The following is a 22256-nucleotide window of genomic DNA, read 5'->3' as shown; positions in this document are numbered from 1 at the left end:
CACTGCAATCCTTTGATTCGCTGAAAAATGCACGAGCCATGGCCAGTTAGCTGGCCGACGCCATTGCAGCCAAACAGCGTTTGCTGGTTGTGGCGGACTACGATGCCGATGGCGCCACCGCCTGTGCCGTGGCCATCAAGGGGTTGTCCATGCTTGGTGCCATCGTCGATTTCATCGTGCCCAACCGCTTTGAATACGGTTACGGCTTAACGCCGGAAATCGTCGAACTGGCCGCGCAAAGCCAGCCCGACATCATCATTACCGTGGATAACGGCATTGCCAGCGTCGCCGGAGTGGAAGCAGCCAAAGAGCGCGATATAGAAGTACTGGTGACCGATCACCATTTACCGGGCGACACCTTGCCGGAGGCGCTGATCGTCAACCCCAATCAGCCGGGTTGCCCGTTTCCGTCCAAGAATCTGGCCGGTGTTGGCGTCATGTTCTACGTGTTGATGGCGTTGCGTGCCGAGATGCGTCAACGCGGTGTATTTGCCAATCAGCCAGAACCCAATCTGGGCGAGCTACTGGACTATGTCGCGCTGGGTACGGTCGCCGACGTGGTGCGACTAGATCAGAACAACCGCATTCTGGTGGAAAACGGCCTGCGCCGCATGCGCGCTGGGCGTATGGCGCCGGGCATTGCCGCGCTATTCCGCGTGGCTAAGCCGCGCCGCCTACAAGGCCAATGCGTTTGATCTGGGCTTTACCATCGGCCCACGCCTCAATGCGGCAGGGCGGCTGGATGACATGAGCCTCGGAATCGCCTGCCTGCTCGCCCCCAACGAAGCTCAGGCAATGGCCTTGGCGCAAGAGCTGGATCGTCTCAACCGCGAGCGGCGCTCCATCGAGCACGGCATGCAGGACGAAGCGCTGGCCGTGTTGTCGGCTATCGACCCGGCCGGGCGATACACCCTGACGCTGTATCGTGACGACTGGCATCAAGGCGTGGTCGGCATTGTGGCTTCGCGGCTAAAAGAACGTTTTCATCGTCCAGCCATCGTCTTTGCACCCGGCGACGCTGGCGAAATCAAAGGCTCGGGCCGCTCGATTGCTTTCACCTGCGCGATGCGCTGGATCTGGTCTACAAACGCCACCCGGGGCTCATCCTGAAATTTGGCGGCCACGCCATGGCGGCCGGGCTAACGTTGGCCGAACAACGCTTCACCGAGTTTCAGCAAGCCTTTGAACAGGTGGCAAGGGAACTCCTCACCGAACACGAACTGACGCGTACCATCGAAACCGATGGCAGCTTGCCGACCCGCGAGTTGTGTCTGGAATTTGCCGAGGAATTGGCCGCAGAAGTGTGGGGGCAGGGCTTTCCAGTGCCTCACTTCTGTGACCACTTTGCCGTCACGAGCCAACGTGTGGTCGGAGATAAGCATCTGAAATTGCGTCTGGCCAAAGATGGCCAAGAATTTGATGCCATGCTGTTCAACCAGGTTGACTGGTTGCCGGATAGTGTAGATGCCGTCTATCAACTGATCTCCAACGAGTGGCAGGGACGCAAGGAGATGCAAATCTACATCCAACACTGGCAAGCCAGTTAACTCTAATAAAAACTCGCAACCAATTGTTTTTATTTGATATCAAATTCTGAAAAACACCTTCGCCGCGAGATTTACGGCAAGGCTAAAGATCGACGGAAATCTATAAATCACTCTAACTATTGTTAATAACCCTTTGTTTTTGCGTGACTCAAGCATTAGAGGTTGCATTAACAAATACAGATAACCCATTGATATGACAACATTCGCTGTAATTGCCATTTTTGCCTTGATGCTAGGCGCCATCGCTGGCTGGCTGCTTGCACGCCAACAAGGGCAAACACTACTGGAACAGGCACGCAACACATGGCTAATGGAAGCCGCCAACCTGCAAACCGAAGCCCAAACTGCCAATCGCCCGGCCGCCGAATGGCAAGAGCGCGAGCGTGCCACAAAGGCAGAGTTGGCCGAACATCGCCAGACACTGGCCACGACACAACAACAACTGGCGGCCTATCAGACGCGTGCACAACGCCTGCCAGAACTGGAGCAAAGCATCACGGAACGTGACACCCACGTGCACCAGCTAATGGACGAACTGCGCAATCTTTCTGGCCAACTGGCAGCCAGAGAAGAGCAGGGGCGGCAAATGGAAGAGCTGCGACAGCAACTGGTGTCCGCCGCCGAACAGCAGCAAAGGTTGGCCGAAACCATCACCCGGCTTACCGCACGCGAACAGGAACTGACCACCACGCTACAACAGGAACGCCAACAAACTCAGGAAAAAATCGGGCTACTAACCGAGGCGCGAGAAACACTGTCCAACCAGTTCAAGGCACTGGCCAACGACATTCTGGAAGAAAAATCCAAACGGTTTACCGAGCAGAATCAACAGAACATGGGCGCCTTGCTAATCCCACTACATGAACGCCTGCAAGGTTTCGGCAAATTGGTGCAAGACACCTACGACAAAGACTCCAAAGAGCGATTGACGCTCGAGCATGAACTGCGCCGTTTGCAAGAACTGAACACCCGCCTGAATAACGACGCCGTGGCATTGACCAACGCACTGACCGGCAGCAATAACAAAGCGCAAGGCACGTGGGGGAAATGGTACTGGAGAAGGTACTGGAAACCTCGGGGCTGCAGAAAGACCGCGAATACCGGGTACAAGTTTCGGACGTTGTCGACACCGAAGACGGCGTCAAACGCTATCAGCCAGACGTGGTAATCGATCTGCCAGAAGGCAAACAGCTGGTCGTGGACTCCAAGGTCTCGCTCAACGCCTATGTGCGTTACACCGCGGCCAGTGACGAAACGAGCCGCGATACCGAGCTGAAATTACACATTGCAGCCATCCGTCAGCACATTCGTGCACTTTCAGAGAAACGCTATCAGGATCTGTACCGGCTAAACACGCTGGATTTCGTGTTCATGTTTATCCCGGTAGAACCCGCGTATCTATTGGCCGTGCAGCATGACATGACCCTGTTTAACGAGGCCTTCGAGCGCCGTATCATGATTGTTGGCCCGAGCACGCTACTGGCCACATTGCGTACCGTCGCAAGCATCTGGCGTTACGAGTATCAGAACCAGAACGCACAGGAAATAGCCCGCCAAGGTGGCGCCATGTATGACAAGTTTGTCGGCTTTATCGACAGCATGGAAAAACTCGGCAAACAACTGGACGGTTCACGCGACACATTCGCTGACGCCATGAAAAAACTGGGCAGCGGTCGCGGCAACCTGGTAACCAGCGCCGAGAAACTACGCAAGTTAGGCATCAAGAACAACAAACAATTGCAAAACCATTTGGTTCTCGAAGATGGAGAGACTGAGACCGGAGACGGCGAACACTGAGATCAAAGGTGTAGTCATGAGTAAGAATTTCCCGTCGGGGAAACCCATCGAACACCAATGTTCTTGGCTGCCCACGCAATCTTTTCAACATAACCGCCATAATTCCCGGGCCGCGTTGACCACAAAAATCAGCGCGGGGGCGGACAGTGCGGTTGCAGCCATGCCTTTGACTGTTGCGCATCCTGCTTGCGCCTGAATTCCTGCCGCCCCCGATCTAAAACCCCTCCAAAACGCCCGTCTTTCCTCGGTTTTCTCGCGTTCTGCATTACATAAAGTAATCACTTCCCACGGGTGAATTCCTAGCGCCTCGGCTACTTTTGCCGCTGCGAAATCATCCATTACTCGGCTCTCATTGAGATATTGGCTAATGGCTTGCTTGCTGATCTCAAGTGATTGCGCAGCTTTGGTATCACTTTTCGCACCCAGCTTTTCTATTGCTGCTTTCAGGTAGTCAACGCTTTTTTCCATTCTTCTCCCCTTGCATGTCTTCGTTTGAGGACACTACCATCTAAACGTCTTCGGCTGAGTACGCCGACTATTCTTTAATTCTAGCAGGGAATAGGTATCGCCATGTTTCCACGGCTTTTTCCGCCCGAATTGTTCGTGACTGCCGACGGTCCAGACCGCCAATGCCTCGCTTACATCATCCAGCTTTGCATGGCAGAAACAATGGGGCGGATGAACTCCTTAGCCAACACCGTCACGGCCCGCCTGACGGTTGGTGTTGTCGACAATGAATCACTCCGCGCCTACGTGGATTGCCGCCGCTACCTGCAATACCTCTCGTTCCGCCTCCAATCTCTTACCAACCGGAGCTAATCATGATCGTTATCGAAGTTGAAACCCCCAACGTCCAGCAGCGTGAAGGCATCAGCGCCAAGGGCACCCCGTACAAAATCCGCAACCAAACCTGCTACGCGCATACCTTCGACGTTGAAACCGGCGAACTCAAGAAGTACCCGACTGAAATCAAAATTCGCCTGCAAGAAGATCAGCTGCCGTATGCCGCTGGCTTCTACATGACGTCGCTTCGATCTACTCCGACCGTTACGACGCACTCGCCATTGATCCGGTGCTTGTCTCTCCGTCCGACTACGCCGCACTGGTCAACAAGTGCGCCGCCCGCCTGCCTAAAGACCAGAAAGCCGCCTAAATGAACACCGCGCCCAACCTACCGGAACTCATGCCCCATAACCCCCGCTTTTTGGACTGGAACCGCGTTCAGTTTTCCGACCTCTCCGCATCGGAGAAAGTCGAACTGGACCGGCTGGGCGCGGCTGGCTTTGGCTACGAGCCTGAGCAACTGGCGATTTACCGCACCCCCAAGGGCCTGACCTTCCTGACCCCGCTCGAGTTCTTCGAGGTCTGATCATGCTCAACCGTCTGCACATTGATTCAGAATTCGCCTTCGAAACCGTTCGGGGCATTCCCCAAGCGGTTTCTGAGGGGGTTCTGCGTGAATGGGAAGGCCGTAAACACGTCCCGTTGGAAACCCCCAAGGGTCGCCGCATCAACCCTCAGCGTGGCGTCATGGGGATTCACGTTCCCGATGATCGCCCACGTAACGCCAATATCTGGCTTCGCCATATCTCCGAAACCATTCGCGGCCTTGGCCTGCCGCGCCACGTCCTCATTGATGAAAATGACATTACTGCAAAGGCAAAGGCACTTGCTCGGCGTGTCGGTTGGATGTGCCGGAATGGCGCTTCACTCGTTGAAGTACAAGCGCTGGCCCGGCTCTATGCTGTGGACCTACCAGACCCCGGCAAAGCTCCGCACACCGAACAAAGCGTCTGGCTCCGCGCCAGCAACCCCGTCTGGTGGCGGCGCCAGATTAGGAAGGCTTCACATCGTACTTTGGAGCGAGGAGCCATTATTGCCGGACGTGTGCATAATCGCGCCGGGCTATACGCCTCAGATGACGCCGTAAAGCGTCTGGCCGCACGCAAGCGTCAGAGTCGTGAATTGCTCGCCATGACGCAAGTGATCAACGAGCTAGGCCAGTCTTATACCCTTGAGGAACTGGCGGCACTGTCCACCTCCAATCCGCTGATTCGTCGCGCTGAACTCATGGTGCGCTTGCGTGGCTTTGAACAGTACGCCAAGGAGGAAGGTCACGTCTGTGATTTCATCACCCTGACGTGCCCCGGCTCCTACCATCCGCGCCTATCCAAAACCGGCGCACCGAATCCCGGCTACAACCCCCTGTTCGGCCCGCGTGAATCGCAAATGCACCTGCGCACTGTTTGGGCGCGTGCACGAGCAAAACTTGCCCGTGCCGGTGTTCGTATGTACGGCTTCCGTGTGGCTGAACCACACCACGACGGTACGCCGCACTGGCACATGGTGCTTTTCTTTGAAGGCCAGTATCGCCGCATCGTGCGTAAGGTCATGCGCCACTACGCACTGCAAGTCGAACCGAATCAACCGGGTGCATGGCGTCGCCGGTGCACCTTTAAAACCATTGATCTGGTTAATGGCTCGGCCTGCGGCTACGTCGCCAAGTACATCGCCAAGAACGTCGATGGTCGTAACCATGAAGGTCTGTCCCTCTCGGATTTCGACCATGAATCCAATCCCACCGACCCCCAGCTATTCAGCGAGTCCGCTTTCCGCGTCGAAGCACTGGGCGAAGTGGGGCATTCGCCAATTCCAGCAAATCGGTGCTGTACCGGTCACGGTATGGCGCGAACTGCGCCGCCTCCACGTTGAGGATGAACGCCCGGAACTGGCCGACCTCATTACGGCGGCGGATTGCTCTGACTGGTGCCAGTACCTGCGCTTGATGGGTGGCGCTACCGCCAAGCGTGCCGACTTGGCCGCTCACACCTATCGTGAGCCGGTCACGAATCAATACGGTGAAGAGTCAGCCGTGATTCGTGGCGTGGATGGCTTCGGGGTTGTCGCTATTTCCCGCATCCATGAATGGACAGTGCAACCCGCGTCCGAAGCGGCGACAGCCGACGGCGCGGGACGGAGGGACGACGGCCAGCGCGACGGCGGCGTTAGCCGCTCTTGGACTCGTGTCAATAACTGTACGGCCACCGGACAGAGTAGAGCGGATTACCGGGAATCCCTGCTTGATGAAGTGGAGGTTTTCGATGACTTCCACACCGAATCTTCCTTCATTTTCCATCCACCCGGCTGGATTCACTAACGGAACGCGACAATGCCACTTTGCCTAGTCCCTGACGCCTCTGGCGCGGTCCACACAACACAAGATGCTCCGGCCTCGTGCACCGGTTATCTGGCGGTTACGCCGCAAGAATATTCGAATTTAGCGGGGTCCATCTGGATGCCGCTATCACTAGCCGATGGGGCAGCCATTTCCGTATCCATTCTCTCGGTTTGGGTTGTCGCATGGGTTTTTCGTCCGCTCTCTGCGGCAATGTCTTATCAACCTGATTCATCTGGAGATTAATCATGAAACTGATCAACGCTGCTCGTCGTTTCGCTTCCCGTATCCCGGCCCGTTTTGCTGCCCCGGTGGCTATCGGTGCCTTTGCTTCGTCTGCCTTTGCCGACGGCCTCCCTGCCATTGATGTTTCTACGATTACCGCTTACATCGCGACTATTGTTGCGGCTGTTGGTGCGATTGGTTTGGCTTGGTTGGCTGTTAAGGCCGCTGCGGCTGGTTTCCGTGCTGTACGTCAGTCCATTTAATTTTTGGCTAGGCGAGGGGGCTTCGGCCCCTTTTTTTATCTTTTCGGGGAGTGCTCAATGTGGCGGGCTATTTCGTTATTCTTGCTCTTGTCGGGGCTGGCTGGATTCTTTTCCACTAGTGCTTTCGCAGAAACGACGGCTACTGTTTCTGTCACGGTTTACTATGCCCCCGGTAATCTTTTTACTGGCTATTACTCTACACCCTCGGAAGTTTGCTCTCATAACACCTACCACGCCGGTGTTTATGACTATTACGAACCCCGTTCGGGCGCTTGCCTGATTGGCGACGATAACCACGGCGTCCATTATTACGTTTCTTCTAAGGTTCAAGCGGGTTGTCCTGATTCAACCTGGACGCTTTCCGGCACAACATGTACTCGCGTTGGTGCGTCTGATGCTGCTGCCGTTTGCGCAGCTAAAAAAGGGCAGGGCCTTCCTAGCCTCCCAACATTAACCGGATCTAGCTCCGCGTGGTCACCCACTCAAAGGGCTTGTCAGCAAACCGGTTCAACCTCTCCTTATGGTTGTGAAATCAAGGCTAATGCCGACTATGCCAATGGCGGTTCTTGGGCTTATAGCTATACAGGCAGTTACTGTGGCGGGCCACCTCCTGCAACGCCTGCACCTAAAAACACGACGGACCCGGCCCAGCTTTATGATGCAGGCCCGGCACCGAATGCCGTTTGTCCTGACGGTTACACCTATGGTCAGGTCAATAATGATTATGTTTGCGTCAAAAATGCTCCTACGCCCGGCACTAAAAATCCGCCGATTACCAATGATGGCAAGGATTTGAATGGCAAGTGCGGTGCAGGGGAAATGACCACTTATGATGGTAAGTGCACTAAAACCAATGCGCCTGATTCAAATGGAAATTGTCCATCTGGCCAGATAAATATCGCGGGTCAATGTACTTTGTTGCCGCCTTGGCCGTATACGCCGATCACTCAATCTGGTGGCGGTGGCTCCACTACTTTTAACCCAACATCAAACACCAACATGGGCAGTGGCACTGCTTCTGGCACCACCGGCACGGCTTCTGGAACCACTGGCACGGCGTCAGGTACTACAGGCACGGGCAATGGAACGGATAGCGGCACCTGCGAATATACCGGCCTGCTCAAGTTCCTGTGCTCGGATGACTCTTCTCCTGCACGTCCTGACACTGACACATCTAATCTGGCTGACGGTGTGGGTGGCGATTTGTCCTCAATGTTAAACACTCAGGACACTTTCTTCGGCACTTATTCCTGTCCGCCAGATATTACCGTTCCCATTAACTTAGGCGTCACCTCTGGTTCCTTCCCGATTTCGTTCGGTCCGTTGTGTACCTTTGCTCAAAATCTTCGTTGGGTATTGGTAGCCGTTTCCTTGGTTGGCGCGTCAATGATTATTTTCAGGAGGGGGTGACATGCCTGTCATTATTGGGATTGTCTCTTCTGTTATTACGGCGCTTTTGTCGTCCCTTATTTCTCGGATTATTGGTGCTTTGGGTTTTGGCATGATTGCCTTTTCGGGTTGTAATTTCGCCATGAAATTATTACAGGACAAAGTTTCTTCCAATCTTTCCTCCCTACCTGTTGCTATCGTTTCAATTTTAGCCATGGCCGGTGTAGGTCAGTGCCTTTCTATTTTGTTTTCCGCCTTGGTTATTCGCACGACATTGGCGGGCATGGATAGCGCAGGCAACCTAATTCAAAGCAAATGGAAAGGGTTTAAAGCATGACAACGCTTAACCTGCTTACGGCTCGTCCCGGCTCTGGCAAAACCCTCTGGATTATTAAGAATGTTAATGATCTGGCTGAACGGGAGAATTGTCAGGTCTACTACTACGGCATTGACCTGACAGAATACGGAAAAGAGCGGCTAAAAAATTGGGTCGAACTGGATGACCCGCACAAATGGTTTGAGCTTCCGGCTCAGTCCATTGTTGTCATTGATGAATTTCAGAAAATATTTCCCAAGCGCCCCAACGGCTCCAAAATCCCGGACTACATCCAGCATTTTGATACCCACCGCCATTACGGTCTTCGCCTTTTCCTTATTACGGCTTTGTTGCACAAATCAGTTAAAGGCCGAACTACCCCAAACCCCGGGCGGACTTATCCCATGCGGACCGTGTGCGGCGTGCCCAGCGCAGTAAAGCGATTGAGTATCGCAGCACAGATTTGAAGCTCTGCAACCTGCCGGTCAAAGTCCCGCGATTTGACGCGGTCTGCCAACAATTTGAAGCAATGCATTTTCGTCTCGACCAGGCTGCGGCGATGGTAGCCAGTCCACTTTTTCCAGAGCGTCCTTCCCAAGTACTTCACCGCGCGCAGTGACTCATTGCGAGCCTGATTGCCCTGTGAATTCCCTTTCCAGAGTTGACCGTTTCGCCGCGGGGGAATGATGGCCGCTGCGCCACGTTCTGCAATCGCAGCGTGACACAGGCGCGTGTCGTACGCCCCATCCGTGGTTACCGTCATCAGTTCTTCTGACGCTGGGATTTGCGATAGCAGCTCTGGCAGCATGGTGGCGTCGCCAGTGCGGTTGTCCGTCACTTCCATTGCACGGATTTCCAGCGTCTGCGCATCTACCCCCAGATGCAGCTTGCGCCATTGGCGGCGGTAGTCTGCACCATGCTTTTTCACCTTCCACTCGCCTTCGCCCATCATCTTTATGCCGGTGCTATCCACCAGCAGATGCAGGCAACCCTGCTTTTTCTGTACCGGGATACGCACTTGTAGGTCTTTCTGGCGTCGGGAGAGCGTACTGAAATCAGGCACCGCCCAGTCGAGCCCGGCCAAATGCAGCATGCTTTCGACCATGCCAGTGGTTTGGCGTAACGCGAGGCCAAAAAGGCATTTAATGGTGAGACAGAACTGAATGGCGGCGTCGGTAAACGTTGGCTGGCGCCCCCGTTTACCAGTGGTAAGCGCTAGCCAGTTCATAGCCTTGTCGAGCCAGAGGAGTAGTTGCCCTCGCTGCTTGAGGGACTGATTGTAGGTCTGCCAGTTGGTGGTTTGGTACTTGGGAGGGAGGGGCTTGCTCATGCCGTCATTCTACCGGACGTATACAAGCCCAGATTTGTGCAACAAAGCCCCTTATTACTCAAGGCGTCCAGAATTTTGACAGCCATTTAAAGGCGCTTTTTACTCGTCATTATCACCTTGTCCGCATTTTCGGTATGCCAGCTTCACAGCTTTACCGTTGGGAGGAAATGCAGGAAAAACCCAATGCGGCAGGCGTCAAGCGTTCATGCCCGCATTCTGAAAAGTTCATTTATCCGAAAGAGGTCTACAAGTGGTACAAGTCAGCTGAGGCTCACACCATCAAGGTCTCTATACCTAAAAAGGTCTGGTACATGATCTTTTTCTTTATTCTTGCTTGTGTGGGATTGTATTTCAGCCTGACGTACATCAAGAAAGCCACCGGTGGGCCATCCATGTCTTTGGACCCCTCTAAACATCTGGCTTCCGCTCCGGCTGGCTCCATGATGCAAGCGCCCCAGCAGCAGAAAGAGCGCCAGCCACTGACGCCTGCGCAGTACATGCAAGAGCGCACGCCACGTTTCCCTGATATACCCGAGTCAGAACCACGCTATGACGATTTGGCAAGGCCGACTACGTTCCCACGTGTCGCCATGTGCGTTTCATCGTCTACCAAGTGCAAGTGCTACACCCAGCAGGGCACCGAGGTTGATCTACCGGAGAAAAAATGCCGGGACAATGTCGCCCGTCCTCAGTTTGACCCTTATCAGCCACAACAGCAGGACATTCGTCAGGCAAGGGTGGATGAAAACGGCCAACAAGGGCAGGGCCGCACACCGCCACCGCAACAAATAACGCCTCCATCACAAAATCCGCCCTCCATGGCTATGACTGACTCGGCCAACCGCCCCCACGGCTTTGCTGCTCAGGACTACACAAAAGACAGCCAGCCTCGCAAGGCCTCCTGAACCCCCTCCTTGTTGCAGACAAAAAAATCGCCCCTTACGGACGATCTTTCCTGAGTACCTAGCGGGACGCGTCACCCCTTGACCGGATGATGCGTCTTTTGCATCTTCCGGGCGTAGGGGCACTAGGCGCTTGCGCCGTAGTGGGTACGTTCATAAGATGTTGGCATGAAAATCTTTCCGCTTTTTCTCTTGCTCCTGAGTGAATTGGCCCTTGCCACGGCGTATACCTGCGTTGACTCAGTGGGCCACACTACATATTCTGATCACCCTGATTGCACCGCGCCTCAAAAGACGTTCCCTAGGCGGGAATCGGGTAGTTATGTTGCCACTCCCGTTAGTCCTCAGGGTGTATCAACTTTTTCTTCTTCACCTGGTCAACCTGTCCAGCCTCAAGTGGTTACTCCACAGCAGGCTTTGCCTCGTATTTCATTTCCTCCGATCTTTTACCTTCTTCTCGGATTTGTTTTTTTGGTTCTTTTTGCTTCAGCATTTCTGGTTGGCCAGACAAATAGAAAGCGTAGGCGTCGTAATTTCCCGTCATTTCCCGATCTTGATCAGCCTCGTGGCAAGGTTAGTCAGATGGATGACTTTCGCCAGTTGGACGTTAGGCCTAAGACTACTGACTACGGGTCAGCACGATTTACGTTGAAAAACCCGGCATTGCTGACTGAGCGCGAGCAAGGCTGTTACTGGCGTTTGGTTAATGCACTTGGGCCGGATTTCATCGTCATGGGTCAAGTGGCTTTTAGCCAGATGCTGACGGTCAAAGGCGGCACGGGTTACCAGAATCATGCTTTGTTTTCGACCATGCGCCAGAAAGTGGCTGATTTTGTGATCTGCCGTAAAGACTTCACGATGATCGCGGTTGTTGAGCTGGACGATTCCAGCCATGCCAACAAGCGCGATAAGGACAAGATTCGTGACCGCGCCATCAAGGAGGCGGGCTTGCTGGTTTTTCGTCTGCCATCAACGCCGAACCATGAACCGGTCGAGAGGTTGGCCGACGTTCTTAAACGCCTCGACCAACTGCAAACGGTCTAAATCTGTTGCTTAATGACAACACAATCTTACGGCCTGAAATTTTCTGTTTTCAGGCCCTCTCGCATCAGAAAGTAAACATAACCGCCATTATGCTCACATTTATTTTTGGCACAGAAAGCCCGTGTTTTAAGGCTTCGCGGGCGCATCGTTGCGCTTGCAACGAATTTTGTGGCGTTTTGCTCTAACTTTTCGGGTATTTCCAACGGGACGAAAAATGGCCTCGAAATGACTGTTTGAACGGGTCAAAAATTGGTGTTTTCAGGCAATGACAATCGGGTACAAAATGGGGTCCGTTGTTTCATAATGGGACAAGAGACGGGTATTACATAGTCGCCCGTCTCTTTTTCGGACGCGACGCACCTACAGGAACGGACCCCAAAAAATGCCAAAAAACGCACTTCAAAAAATCTTGGCAAAAATGCTGATCGCAGCCCCCGTGATGATGATAGCCACCAGTGCCCACGCGCTGGTTCTGAAATGCGAAGTCGGCAACTCCGGTCGGTACATTTTGACCAACGCACAGTTTTGCCCCAGCGGAACCACCTTTGTGGATTCGATGCCCGGCGACAATCCCTACATCAGTTCAGTGGGTGCTGGATCCTACCGGCAAGCCCAACCATCGGTTGATTGTGTCGGACTACGCAGACAGCGCGACGCGATCAAGTATCGGCTCGACCACAATCTGCCGGGCGATAACCTGTTAGACCAGCTCCGCGCGGTCAACAACACTCTGAACATCAACAGCTGCCGCATCTAGCTGGCGCGGCCCGCTAGTCGAGCGGGACACGTTGCTGGCCATTAGCACCCAACAAAAACCGGATTCGGGGTGGCAAACCCCTATCCGGCTTTTGTTTCATGCGTCATTGGTTGCAGCGGTTGTGGAAATTGACCCGATGAGTGTCTTGCCTGAAAGACTTCTGTACTTATTGCGTTTTTCTGGCTGCTAATCTGGATTCGAGTTGCCGAATTTGTTTGGCAAGGTGGCGTCTTGCAAAGTCGGGGAAGAAATGTACCCAACAATGGTAGAACAAAGCCATGAGCGAGGTTGCCTGAAACCCGGAAAAAATTGAAACCATCAGATCATGATGTGACAGCACAGGAGCAAACAAGGCAGAAAGAATCAGGAAAAAGACAGAGACAATCAACCAGACAAGAGCAGCCATGATGTGACATCCGGGGAAATGATCTAAAGATCATATCCCGGCATAAAGATACTTAACAACAAGATTATTAGAGTATTAACTAAACTGCCCGAATCAACTACGGCGAACATCTTCACTAACTCTGTAGGTTGGCCGAAACTTAATTCGGCCACCCCGCGTTAAGACTGACAATGTTGTTAACTTGTTCCACCCACCGTTAAACCACCGTCGATTCGCAATGTTGGCTGCCCAACACCAACCGGTACGCTCTGCCCTTCTTTCCCGCATACGCCCACGCCTTGATCCAGGGCCGGTCGTTGCCGATCATCGACACATATTGCAAGACATCCGGGCCATTACCAATCAGCGTGGCGCCTTTGACCGGGTAAGTTAGCTGGCCATTTTCAATACGCCATGCTTCAGAAGCGGAGAACACAAACTTGCCGCTGGTGATGTCGACCTGACCACCACCAAAATTCACCGCATACAATCCATCCTTGACTGAGGCAATAATTTCCTTGGGATCATGCTGACCGGCCAGCATATAGGTGTTGGTCATGCGCGGCATCGGGATGCTGGCATAAGATTCCCGTCGGGCATTGCCGGTCGATGCCATACCCATCAGGCGGGCATTCATCTCGTCCTGCATATAGCCCTTAAGAATGCCGTTTTCAATCAATACCGTGCGCTGGGTTGCATTACCTTCGTCATCAATCGACAGCGAACCACGCCGATCTGCGATCGTGCCGTCATCAACCACTGTCACGTTAAGCCGCGGCCACTTGTTGGCCGATCTTGCCAGCAAAAGCGGATGTACCCTTGCGGTTGAAATCGCCTTCCAGCCCATGGCCAATGGCTTCGTGCAGTAGCACACCAGGCCAGCCGGGGCCGAGTACCACGGTCATCTGGTAGAGCTGGCGTCGGGCGCGCTTCCAGATTGGTCAATGCCTGACTAACCGCCTGACGGGCATATAACTCCAGCATTTCATCGGTAAAGTAGGTCAGATCAAAGCGCCCGCCTCCACCGCTGGAACCTTGCTCGCGACGGCCATTCTGTTCAGCAATGACATACACAGACAACCGCACCAACGGACGGATGTCTGCCGCCCGCACCCCGTCATGGCGCGCGAGATAGACCACGTCATACTCCGATGCCAGCCCGGCCATGACCTGAATGACACGTGGATCGATAGCCCGCGCCAGCTTCTCCAGTTTTTCCAGCAAGGCCACCTTGTGCGCGGCATCCAGACTGGGGCATGGATCGATAGCAGGATACAACGCTTGCCCGTGGACTTTGCGCGCCGGGCCGATGCGGCCTTCGCCACCAACCTGACCAATGGCACGTACCGCATCGGCAGCGCGCGTCAGCGCGGCCGGGCTGATATCGTCGGAGTAGGCAAAGGCCGTTTTCTCTCCGGCAACTGCACGTACGCCTACACCTTGATCAATGTTGAAACTGCCCGCTTTGACGATGCCCTCTTCCAGACTCCAGCCTTCATTGCGGGTGTATTGAAAATACAGGTCGGCATAATCCACGTCATGCTGGCGCAGGCGGGACAAGGTGGCGTCCAGTGCGTCTTCATCCAGACCAAAAGGCTGGAGCAAGAGTTGCTGGGCCGTATCATGATGGTGTTGCATGCTGTTGTTCTCGTATTCAATGTCTTGCCATGGCCGATGATCGTTGGTCGGCAGGCATGGTGGTCAGCTCAAGACGCGGTGAGCCAAAGCGGGCAAACGCTTGCGCACGGATTGAGTAAGGTTTGGGTCGATTTCGGCCAGAGCAATACCCTCGCCTTTGTCGCATTGCGCCAGAATCCGCCCCCATGGATCGACAATCATCGACTGGCCATGGGTTTTGCGGCCGTTTTCGTGCAAGCCTCCTTGCGCGGAAGCAATGGCGTAGCACTGGTTCTCTATCGCCCGGGCGCGTAGCAGTGGTTCCCAATGCGCCTCGCCGGTGGTCGCAGTAAAGGCAGCGGGCATAAGCAGTAGATCAAACGGCGCCGGGCGCGGTATAGCTCAGGGAAACGCAGGTCATAACAAATACTGAAGGCAATTTCCCCTAACGGCGTTGCCACCTTGACCGGCGTAGTGCCCGGTCGGATGGTATTGGCTTCACAATAGGTTTCACCCAAACCGGAAAACCCGAATAGATGAATTTTGTCGTACCGGGCTGCTACTTCGCCGCTCGGGTTGAAAAGCAGGGTTGTGTTGAATACACGGTCTTCGTCCGGGCAAGTGAGCGGCACGGTGCCGCTTAAGCCAGCCAGATACCGTGTTGCCGGGCCAACTCGGCAAGGGCCTGCTGAATGGGGCCGTGGCCGTATTCTTCGCGACACGCCACTTTGTCTTGATCGTGTTGCCCCATCAGGCAAAAGTATTCAGGCAATACCACCAGCTTGGCGCCGTGTTGTGCCGCCTCGGCCACTAGTTTTGCCGCCTTGTCGAGGTTGGCCGAAACCTGTGTGCCCGATACCATTTGTACCGCCGCCGCGATGAACTTTTCTTTCATGGCATCGCCATCCATTTAATTGCTCCTGCGTGTGTTGCGCTCAGGTTTGTTGACTTGCGGATCTTTCAGCGAACCGGTCACCACATAGTCTACCGAGAAAATCTTGCTTACCGGGTCCTGTAGCAACTTTTGCGCCGCCAGTGCCGCGACGCCCACCACCGGGTTGACCAGCGCCGCGCCTGTCGCCAGCGCTACGCTTTCGGCCAGGTGCGGTTCGACATGCACGTTAACCTGCTGGGTCTCGTGTACCAGATTGACGCTACCCGCAAGGCTGACATCGGCACCCGGACCTTTCATTTCGACGTTATCAAACACAAAAACGCCCTGATTGGCCCGTGCGCTACCCTTGAGTACATCGAAGGTAAAGCCGTCGCTGAATACGTCGGTAAAATCCAGTCGGATCCGGCGCGGCAGCGATTGCAGGCTCAATACGCCCAGCAAACGAGCGACGCCGGGATCGACCTTGGCAAAACGACCGGCCTTGAGGTTAAGCTCCAGTTGACCCGAAGCACGAGCCAAGTCGAGATCCAGCACACTCCCCGGCCAGCGCAAGGTGCCCGACAACGTACCCTCACCTTTGCGGAATGAATCATTAACCCCCAGTCGGGCCAGCGAACGCCCCACATCACTGGTATTCATGTCAAAGCGTGAATCTACCTCCTGACGACCATTGGTCGCCAGCGTAACAGTCAGCGCCGCCTTGAGCGCGCCCTCCGGGACAGTCAGGCGGAACGGGTCCAGCACCCAGCTTGAGCCTGCGCGATGGGCGCTCATATCCACCCGCCCCAATAACCGGCCTTGATAGACAAGCTCACCGACGTGGACGTCCATCGCTAACGCAGGCTTGTGCCCGTGGCGACTCGGTCGGGGTGGCCAGTCTGGCGGACTTGTTGGCGGACGACAGCACTACCCGCGCCAGATTGGCCTGAACCCGGCCATTGCCTTCCGGCCAGTAACGGACATCGCCCTGAATTTCACTCGATTTGATGTTAAGCAGCCAATTGGCCTGCGCCGGAGCGTGCGCCAGCCGCGCACTCACCTTGTGCAATACCTGCCCCCATGCGTCCAGCACTGGCGTATCCAGTTCCAGCGCCAAGGGCAAACCCGGCGGGTTTTGACTGTTACCGGCTTTTTGCACCGAATCTACCCATTCGGCCAACTGTACGCTGGGCGCCTGCACTCGTAGCAACAGCCCCCGGGTGGGTAGCTCGCCAGCTTGTGGGCCGGTCGCCACAACGCCCGCCAGCAAATCGCCTTGCGGAGACAATCTCAGCTAAGCCACTGGCGCTGGAGCCCACGGTAAACGCCAGCTGCAAGGCATTGCCGGGTTTGCCGGGGTGGAGCTGCAATTGCAAGGGCGCGGCCTGCTCAGCCAGCTTGCCCACTGGCGAGGGCGCATGCACCGCTGTACCTTGCAAACTGGAAGCGACCGTAAGGTTTTCCAGCCCATGCTGGATGGTGAACTGTACGGCATAGTTGGAGCGGCCAGTGACATAGGGTTGCAGCCACGGCAGGTATTGCCGCATGACCTGATTACTGTCGGCATCACCTGCAATGTCAAAGTTGATACGCCCACTGGCCGGGGTGGCGGCTTTCAGCGTGAAGTTGCCGCCGAACGCCTTGATCTGGATACCCGAGCTTTCCACGCCTCGCTCTGTAAAAGTGAGCGTCCCTCGTGCGTGATTGACCACTGGCGTTGGCAAGTTGCGGAAGATCAGCTGGTTATCCAGCAAATGAATGTCGCCCTTGACCGTTACCTTGTCGGAGCCAGCCAGAGGAATCTGCAACGCCAGATCAAGTGTCGCCGGGCCGGTCGCACCGATACGGCTGGTAAAACCGCTCAACCAGCCATCTACCGGGCTTTTGCCAGTAAACGCCAGCATACGTGACAGACTGTCTGCGGCCTTGCCGTTGACACTCAGCCGCGGGACAGCCGCCCCCAGATTATCAATCTTGGCGACCACGGCATTTAATGGCACGCCTAGCGTACTGGCGCGCTGGCTGGTGATTTCCATGCGTTCGTTATGGAAAGACAACTGAGCATCAATGTTGTCGATGTTCGGCCAACCTTTCTGGTATTGCAGCACGGCCTGCTCCACCTTGGCGTCGACACGGAAATCACCACCCTTGCCACCAACGAAGGGAAACTTATCCAGATCGCCCTTGAGCGACAAATCAACCTGCCGCGCCAGTCCGGCCTTGAGCGCATCCTTCAGCCACTGCAAGGTATGTTGACCAACGGCATGCGGCAGATAGGCGGGCACCCGATTGGCGCGCACCGACTCAATGCCCGCGTGCATGTCGGCTACACCGGCCTTGCCCGGGATGAACTGGTAACTACCTTTGAACCAGCCGGTCAGGTCAGTATTGGCAAACTGCACGTCGTGAAAATCCACTTTGACCTGATCGCCCTGCCGGTGCCATTGCACATCAGCGGTCAAGGCAGTAAAGGGCAGCGGCTGCGGGAAAACCGTAGGATAGTTCACCGTCGAGGCGTGGTTATCCAGCCGCAACTGCCCGCCATTTTGATCAAAGCGGATAGACCCGGAGACTCCGGACACGCCGGGCACAGAACCGAAGGGCTGCCGGGCGAGCTGCTCAAACGAGGTTTGCACGACAAACGCACGCGGCGCATCCCACGCCCCTTGCCAGCCCAGCGTCAGATTCTTGAGTGCGCCTTGCGGAGCAAAATGGGCAAACAGTGGGTTCTTGTCGAGGCCCAGCGCCCGCAAAAATGGCATCAAGTGCTGCACAGTGACATTGTCTAGCGTCAGCTGGCCACGGCCTTGTGTACCGGTGGTCCATTGCCCCTTGATATTGGATTTATCGAAAGCGAGACCACTGGCACTGGCCAGCGTCAAATTGCTGGCGTTGATCTGGTAAGTGTGACCCTGCGTACGCGCCAGCTTGAGTTCGCCCTCGATATGAGGCAGCACCAGCTCACTGGCATTAGGCGGGGTGTACGCCGCATTGCGCACGCTGACATTGGCATCCAGCGTATCAAGTTGGCCGTCAGCAAAACTCATGTTCACCGAGCCGTTACCCTCGCCGCTCCGTAGCAGCCCGGCCTGTTGCAGATAGCGTGACCACAACCCGGCACGCGCACCGTTAAGCGCCACTTTCAAGCTGCCGGACCAGCGGCGCCACTGGCTCACATCATCACCACGCCAGGACGCATCCAGATCAAAGCCCTTGCCCAGCGTTGCCACCGGCACGCCGGACAGTTTTAGGCTGTGGCCCAACAATCCATTACTCAGTTCGACATGGCCATGGCTCAGGTCCAGTCGCGGCAGGCCGATACGGTCGTCTTGCCAGCCCAAGCGGGCATTGCGTATTTCAATGTGCGGCTGGCGTAGCAGCCAGTTGCTGGTGCTGGAATCGGAAGGGCCGCTGGTCAGGTCAAAGCCATTCAGAAAAACCGTGCCGTGCGTATCGCGGCGCAGTTCGATGAACGGGCTTTCCAGCACCACGTCAGCCAGCCGCCATTCCCGGTTGAGCAATGACAACCACGACGGTTTGACCGATACGGTTTGCAGCGTCAGCGGAACGCCGCCGTTGCGGTTGGCGATAGTCAGCCCAGACAGATCGAGCCGTGGAGCAATGCCTTCCCATGCGCCGGACAGCCGTTTGATCTGCACCGCACGACCGGTCTTGCTGGACAGCTGGCGTTCCAGTTCCGGCCGATAGTGATCCAGATTTGGCAACAGCCAGAAGGTAAATACCGAGAACGCCGCCGCGAGCACGACGCCAGCCAGCGCCATGAGCGCCAGCAAAATTGCACCTGTTCGTTTGAAAGTGCGGATGACGGCAAGATGACTCAACCGTGCGCGGAGCTTTTCCAAAAGGACTAAACCGTTACAATGAAACGTTGCAGAAATTGACGAGCATTCCGGAGCTATTATGCCAGCAAACCCGACCGACGCCATGATCAAGGCACAAGCATTTTCCCAATATTTGTGTCGCCTGCTCACCGCGCAGCTTAAGCAGCGCGAACGACTGGAGCAACGTCTGGCCCATCCTTTCTCTATAGACGAGATGACGGATTATGCGGATTGGCCAGCACTGGCAACGCCAGAACAACTGGCGCCTGCCCTGCGTCAACTGCGTCAGGCGGTCATGGCGCGACTCATTACCCGCGACCTGAATGGCCTTGCCGACCTGGATGAAGTTGTCACCACCATCAGCCAGTTGGCCGAATTTGCCGTACAACAGGCGTTGCCGTGTGCCTGCCGCGCGCTGGCACAGTATGGCGACCCGATCGGCGAGGAAAGTGGCACCAAGCAAGAGTTGATCGTCATAGGCATGGGCAAGCTGGGCGGTAAAGAACTGAATGTTTCTTCCGATATCGACCTGATCTTCATCTACCCGGAAAGCGGCGAAACCAACGGCAGCCGTCAGATCAGCAACCACGAATACTTCACCCAAGTGGGCAAAAAAATCATCGCCCTGATCAACGACGCCACCGTAGACGGCCGGTCTTCCGCGTCGACATGCGCCTGCGCCCGTATGGCGATTCCGGCCCGCTGGCGATGAGTTTTGCCGCGCTGGAAAACTATCTGCTGACACAAGGCCGTGAGTGGGAACGCTACGCATGGATCAAGGCGCGGGCACTCACGGGCGATGCGGCAGGGTTGGCCGAACTGGTCCGGCCATTTGTCTACCGCAAATATCTCGATTACGGCGCTTATGGCGCCATGCGGGAGTTGCACGCGCAAATCCGCCGCGAAGTGGCACGCAAGGACATGGCAGAAAACATCAAGCTCGGCCCCGGCGGCATCCGCGAAGCCGAGTTCATTGCTCAGGTATTCCAACTGATTCGCGGTGGCCGCGATCGCAGCCTGCAACTGCGCAGTACGCGCGACACCTTGGCAAGGTTGGCCGAACTGCGGCTGCTGGAACCGGATGCGGTACGCGAAATCCTTGAGGCCTATACCTTTTTGCGCAATCTGGAACATCGCCTGCAGTATCTCGATGACCAGCAAACGCAAACGCTGCCCAGCAGCGATGAAAACCGCCTCAAGATCGCCACCAGCATGGGCTTTGCCGATTGGCACGGCTTCCTTGATGCGCTTAATGCCGAGCGGCGCAAGGTGACGCGCCATTTCGAGCAGGTATTCATCCTGCCCACCGAAACGCAGCCCGATCACCCGCTCTCCGCGCTCTGGCGCGATATTGCCGAACAGGATGATGCGCCCGCCCGGTTGGCCGAACTGGGCTATACCCAGCCGGACGACATTGCCCGCCAGTTACGCACCATGGCGGCCAGCCAGCGTTACCAGCAGATGCCACTGACCAATCGCAAGAAATTCGATGCCCTGCTACCACCACTGATCGAAGTCGCCGCGCACTTCGGCAACCCGGACATCACGCTCAACCGCATTCTCGGATTGATGGAAGCCATCAGTCGCCGCGCGTCGTATCTGGCCTTGCTGACCGAATATCCGCAAACCCTGCAACGGCTGGCCTCGCTCTACTCCTCCAGCGCACCGGGTCTCCAACTACCTGACGCGCCACCCCATCCTGCTGGATGAATTGCTGGACGCCCGCGTGCTGTACGCCACGCCAGACTGGGCCGAACAGGCGCGTCAGCTGGAAGAACAATTGCAGCAGTGCGATGGCGATGTCGAACTCAAAATGGACACCCTGCGCCACTTCCAGCACGCACAGGCTTTTCGGCTGGTGGCGCAGGATTTGGGTTAAGCATGTGGACGGTCGAGGCGCTGTCCGACCAGCTTTCCAGTCTGGCCGATCTGGTGCTCGCCGCGACATTGCGCCACGCTTGGCTGGACATTCCCAAGCGCCATCTCGAAACCCCACGCTTTGCCATCATCGGTTACGGTAAGCTGGGCGGCAAAGAACTGGGGTACGCCTCGGATCTGGATATCATTTTCCTTTATGACGACGATCATCCGGATGCGCCGGAGCTGTACTCGCGTCTGGCGCGCAAGATGTCGACCGGCTGACCAGCACCACGTCGTCCGGCACGCTGTACGACATCGACCTGCGGCTGCGCCCCAATGGCTCCAGCGGGCTGCTGGTCAGCTCGGTCGCCGCCTTCCGGCACTATCAGGAAACCGACGCCCGGGTATGGGAACATCAGGCGCTCACCCGCGCCCGTTACGTGGCTGGCGACGTCGATATCGGCCAGCAGTTTGAAGCCATCCGGCACGACGTGCTGACCCAGCCGCGCGACACGGCAACGCTGCGGCAGGAAGTACTGGCCATGCGGCAGCGCATGTTGGACAGCCACCCAGCGCATGATTACGACATCAAGAACGCGCGTGGTGGCATCATCGACGTCGAATTCATCGTGCAATACCTGATACTGGGGCACGCCCATCAGCTGCCAGCCTTCACTCGCAACACCGGCAACATCGCACTGCTGGCAGTAGCGGCCGAGGCAGGGCTGATCCCGACAAGATTGGCCGAAGCGGCGCGCGAGTCCTACCGTCATTACCGCAAGCTGCAACACGCCGCACGCCTGAACGAAAGCAAAACCATCGAACTCAGCCCGGAGCTATTGGCGCATTACCAGCTATGCCGCGAGCTGTGGCAGCTGGTCTTTGCGGAAACGATCTGAGCGTTTTTCCCGGGCGGCGGTTCACAACACGCAA

18 protein-coding genes and 5 pseudogenes are annotated in these 22256 nt (G+C 55.9%); 15 read left to right on the top strand and 8 right to left on the bottom strand.

The window, feature by feature from the left end; all coding sequences use genetic code 11:
• The first annotated feature begins 50 nt into the window (after positions 1 to 50).
• Both recJ and GKE73_RS26170 read left to right on the top strand, forming a co-directional pair.
• A pseudogene (gene recJ / locus GKE73_RS18790) lies at positions 51 to 1547 on the top strand (single-stranded-DNA-specific exonuclease RecJ).
• Between the two features lie 193 nt (positions 1548 to 1740).
• Positions 1741 to 3344: pseudogene (locus tag GKE73_RS26170) on the top strand (DNA recombination protein RmuC).
• An 84-nt stretch (positions 3345 to 3428) separates the two neighbouring features.
• Here the strand turns inward: GKE73_RS26170 and GKE73_RS18775 are convergent.
• Positions 3429 to 3812, bottom strand: a complete 384-nt coding sequence (locus GKE73_RS18775) for a helix-turn-helix domain-containing protein (protein WP_230371090.1) — start codon at positions 3810 to 3812, stop codon at positions 3429 to 3431.
• A gap of 102 nt (positions 3813 to 3914) precedes the next feature.
• Here GKE73_RS18775 and GKE73_RS18770 point away from each other — a divergent pair, with 102 nt between their 5' ends.
• The 9 genes from GKE73_RS18770 to GKE73_RS18730 all read left to right on the top strand — a co-directional run bounded on the left by GKE73_RS18770 (position 3915) and on the right by GKE73_RS18730 (position 9179).
• Complete coding sequence (locus GKE73_RS18770) at positions 3915 to 4163, top strand: hypothetical protein (RefSeq protein WP_230371089.1); 249 nt, start codon at positions 3915 to 3917, stop codon at positions 4161 to 4163.
• Positions 4164 to 4165: 2 nt separating this feature from the next.
• On the top strand, positions 4166 to 4501 hold the full coding sequence (locus GKE73_RS18765; RefSeq protein WP_230371088.1) for a single-stranded DNA-binding protein: 336 nt from the start codon (positions 4166 to 4168) through the stop codon (positions 4499 to 4501).
• Positions 4498 to 4713, top strand: a complete 216-nt coding sequence (locus GKE73_RS18760; protein WP_230371087.1) for a hypothetical protein — start codon at positions 4498 to 4500, stop codon at positions 4711 to 4713. Before GKE73_RS18765 ends, GKE73_RS18760 begins: the two co-directional genes overlap by 4 nt.
• Positions 4714 to 4715: 2 nt before the next feature.
• On the top strand, positions 4716 to 6056 hold the full coding sequence (locus GKE73_RS18755) for a replication endonuclease (protein ID WP_230371086.1): 1341 nt from the start codon (positions 4716 to 4718) through the stop codon (positions 6054 to 6056).
• A 73-nt stretch (positions 6057 to 6129) separates the two neighbouring features.
• Positions 6130 to 6501 (top strand): hypothetical protein, encoded by a 372-nt coding sequence (locus GKE73_RS18750; protein ID WP_230371085.1) that lies wholly within the window; start codon positions 6130 to 6132, stop codon positions 6499 to 6501.
• Between the two features lie 266 nt (positions 6502 to 6767).
• Complete coding sequence (locus GKE73_RS18745; RefSeq protein ID WP_230371084.1) at positions 6768 to 7007, top strand: major capsid protein; 240 nt, start codon at positions 6768 to 6770, stop codon at positions 7005 to 7007.
• Positions 7008 to 7094: 87 nt separating this feature from the next.
• Entirely contained in the window at positions 7095 to 8417 is a 1323-nt protein-coding gene (locus GKE73_RS18740) for a virulence factor TspB C-terminal domain-related protein (protein WP_230371083.1), read from the top strand.
• 1 nt (position 8418) lies between these two features.
• Positions 8419 to 8733, top strand: a complete 315-nt coding sequence (locus GKE73_RS18735) for a DUF2523 domain-containing protein (RefSeq protein ID WP_230371082.1) — start codon at positions 8419 to 8421, stop codon at positions 8731 to 8733.
• Entirely contained in the window at positions 8730 to 9179 is a 450-nt protein-coding gene (locus tag GKE73_RS18730; protein ID WP_230371081.1) for a zonular occludens toxin domain-containing protein, read from the top strand. The genes GKE73_RS18735 and GKE73_RS18730 overlap by 4 nt, the downstream gene beginning before the upstream one ends.
• Here GKE73_RS18730 and GKE73_RS18725 read toward each other — a convergent pair.
• Positions 9110 to 10042, bottom strand: a complete 933-nt coding sequence (locus GKE73_RS18725) for an IS5 family transposase (protein ID WP_230371080.1) — start codon at positions 10040 to 10042, stop codon at positions 9110 to 9112. The two genes, GKE73_RS18730 and GKE73_RS18725, sit on opposite strands and share 70 nt — an antisense overlap.
• A gap of 134 nt (positions 10043 to 10176) precedes the next feature.
• Between GKE73_RS18725 and GKE73_RS18720 the strand changes: the two genes are divergently transcribed.
• From GKE73_RS18720 to GKE73_RS18710, 3 genes are all read left to right on the top strand, one after another.
• Complete coding sequence (locus GKE73_RS18720; RefSeq protein ID WP_230371079.1) at positions 10177 to 10947, top strand: zonular occludens toxin domain-containing protein; 771 nt, start codon at positions 10177 to 10179, stop codon at positions 10945 to 10947.
• Between the two features lie 165 nt (positions 10948 to 11112).
• On the top strand, positions 11113 to 11988 hold the full coding sequence (locus tag GKE73_RS18715; RefSeq protein ID WP_230371078.1) for a DUF2726 domain-containing protein: 876 nt from the start codon (positions 11113 to 11115) through the stop codon (positions 11986 to 11988).
• 382 nt (positions 11989 to 12370) lie between these two features.
• Complete coding sequence (locus GKE73_RS18710; RefSeq protein WP_230371077.1) at positions 12371 to 12745, top strand: hypothetical protein; 375 nt, start codon at positions 12371 to 12373, stop codon at positions 12743 to 12745.
• 166 nt (positions 12746 to 12911) lie between these two features.
• Here GKE73_RS18710 and GKE73_RS18705 read toward each other — a convergent pair whose 3' ends face one another.
• The 6 genes and pseudogenes from GKE73_RS18705 to GKE73_RS18680 all read right to left on the bottom strand — a co-directional run bounded on the left by GKE73_RS18705 (position 12912) and on the right by GKE73_RS18680 (position 19568).
• Positions 12912 to 13151, bottom strand: a complete 240-nt coding sequence (locus tag GKE73_RS18705) for a hypothetical protein (protein ID WP_230371076.1) — start codon at positions 13149 to 13151, stop codon at positions 12912 to 12914.
• Between the two features lie 176 nt (positions 13152 to 13327).
• Positions 13328 to 14768: pseudogene (gene tldD / locus GKE73_RS18700) on the bottom strand (metalloprotease TldD).
• A 63-nt stretch (positions 14769 to 14831) separates the two neighbouring features.
• Positions 14832 to 15642, bottom strand: a pseudogene (locus GKE73_RS18695) (carbon-nitrogen hydrolase family protein).
• A 15-nt stretch (positions 15643 to 15657) separates the two neighbouring features.
• On the bottom strand, positions 15658 to 16473 hold the full coding sequence (locus GKE73_RS18690; protein ID WP_230371075.1) for a YhdP family phospholipid transporter: 816 nt from the start codon (positions 16471 to 16473) through the stop codon (positions 15658 to 15660).
• Complete coding sequence (locus tag GKE73_RS18685) at positions 16454 to 16876, bottom strand: YhdP family protein (RefSeq protein ID WP_446686345.1); 423 nt, start codon at positions 16874 to 16876, stop codon at positions 16454 to 16456. The genes GKE73_RS18690 and GKE73_RS18685 overlap by 20 nt, the downstream gene beginning before the upstream one ends.
• Entirely contained in the window at positions 16764 to 19568 is a 2805-nt protein-coding gene (locus tag GKE73_RS18680) for a YhdP family protein (RefSeq protein ID WP_376767390.1), read from the bottom strand. Before GKE73_RS18680 ends, GKE73_RS18685 begins: the two co-directional genes overlap by 113 nt.
• Between GKE73_RS18680 and glnE the strand changes: the two are divergent.
• A pseudogene (gene glnE, locus GKE73_RS18675) lies at positions 19543 to 22222 on the top strand (bifunctional [glutamate--ammonia ligase]-adenylyl-L-tyrosine phosphorylase/[glutamate--ammonia-ligase] adenylyltransferase). The gene GKE73_RS18680 and the pseudogene glnE overlap by 26 nt on opposite strands.
• Positions 22223 to 22256 lie beyond the last annotated feature (34 nt).

Source organism: Paludibacterium denitrificans (assembly GCF_009707705.1).
GTDB classification, from domain to species: domain Bacteria; phylum Pseudomonadota; class Gammaproteobacteria; order Burkholderiales; family Chromobacteriaceae; genus Paludibacterium_A; species Paludibacterium_A denitrificans.
This window is presented reverse-complemented; position numbering and strand designations above follow the sequence as displayed.

Excerpts from the sequence above, each read along its gene's own strand:
- GKE73_RS18705 (WP_230371076.1), bottom strand. The coding sequence starts at position 13,151 with ATGGCTGCTCTTGTCTGGTTGATTGTCTCTGTCTTTTTCCTGATTCTT.
- GKE73_RS18710 (WP_230371077.1), top strand. The coding sequence starts at position 12,371 with ATGCCAAAAAACGCACTTCAAAAAATCTTGGCAAAAATGCTGATCGCA.
- GKE73_RS18755 (WP_230371086.1), top strand. The coding sequence starts at position 4,716 with ATGCTCAACCGTCTGCACATTGATTCAGAATTCGCCTTCGAAACCGTT.
- GKE73_RS18690 (WP_230371075.1), bottom strand. The coding sequence starts at position 16,473 with ATGGACGTCCACGTCGGTGAGCTTGTCTATCAAGGCCGGTTATTGGGG.
- GKE73_RS18775 (WP_230371090.1), bottom strand. The coding sequence starts at position 3,812 with ATGGAAAAAAGCGTTGACTACCTGAAAGCAGCAATAGAAAAGCTGGGT.
- GKE73_RS18770 (WP_230371089.1), top strand. The coding sequence starts at position 3,915 with ATGTTTCCACGGCTTTTTCCGCCCGAATTGTTCGTGACTGCCGACGGT.
- GKE73_RS18760 (WP_230371087.1), top strand. The coding sequence starts at position 4,498 with ATGAACACCGCGCCCAACCTACCGGAACTCATGCCCCATAACCCCCGC.
- GKE73_RS18725 (WP_230371080.1), bottom strand. The coding sequence starts at position 10,042 with ATGAGCAAGCCCCTCCCTCCCAAGTACCAAACCACCAACTGGCAGACC.
- GKE73_RS18730 (WP_230371081.1), top strand. The coding sequence starts at position 8,730 with ATGACAACGCTTAACCTGCTTACGGCTCGTCCCGGCTCTGGCAAAACC.
- GKE73_RS18745 (WP_230371084.1), top strand. The coding sequence starts at position 6,768 with ATGAAACTGATCAACGCTGCTCGTCGTTTCGCTTCCCGTATCCCGGCC.
- GKE73_RS18735 (WP_230371082.1), top strand. The coding sequence starts at position 8,419 with ATGCCTGTCATTATTGGGATTGTCTCTTCTGTTATTACGGCGCTTTTG.
- GKE73_RS18765 (WP_230371088.1), top strand. The coding sequence starts at position 4,166 with ATGATCGTTATCGAAGTTGAAACCCCCAACGTCCAGCAGCGTGAAGGC.
- GKE73_RS18715 (WP_230371078.1), top strand. The coding sequence starts at position 11,113 with ATGAAAATCTTTCCGCTTTTTCTCTTGCTCCTGAGTGAATTGGCCCTT.
- GKE73_RS18680 (WP_376767390.1), bottom strand. The coding sequence starts at position 19,568 with ATGGCGTCGGTCGGGTTTGCTGGCATAATAGCTCCGGAATGCTCGTCA.
- GKE73_RS18750 (WP_230371085.1), top strand. The coding sequence starts at position 6,130 with ATGGGTGGCGCTACCGCCAAGCGTGCCGACTTGGCCGCTCACACCTAT.
- GKE73_RS18720 (WP_230371079.1), top strand. The coding sequence starts at position 10,177 with ATGCCAGCTTCACAGCTTTACCGTTGGGAGGAAATGCAGGAAAAACCC.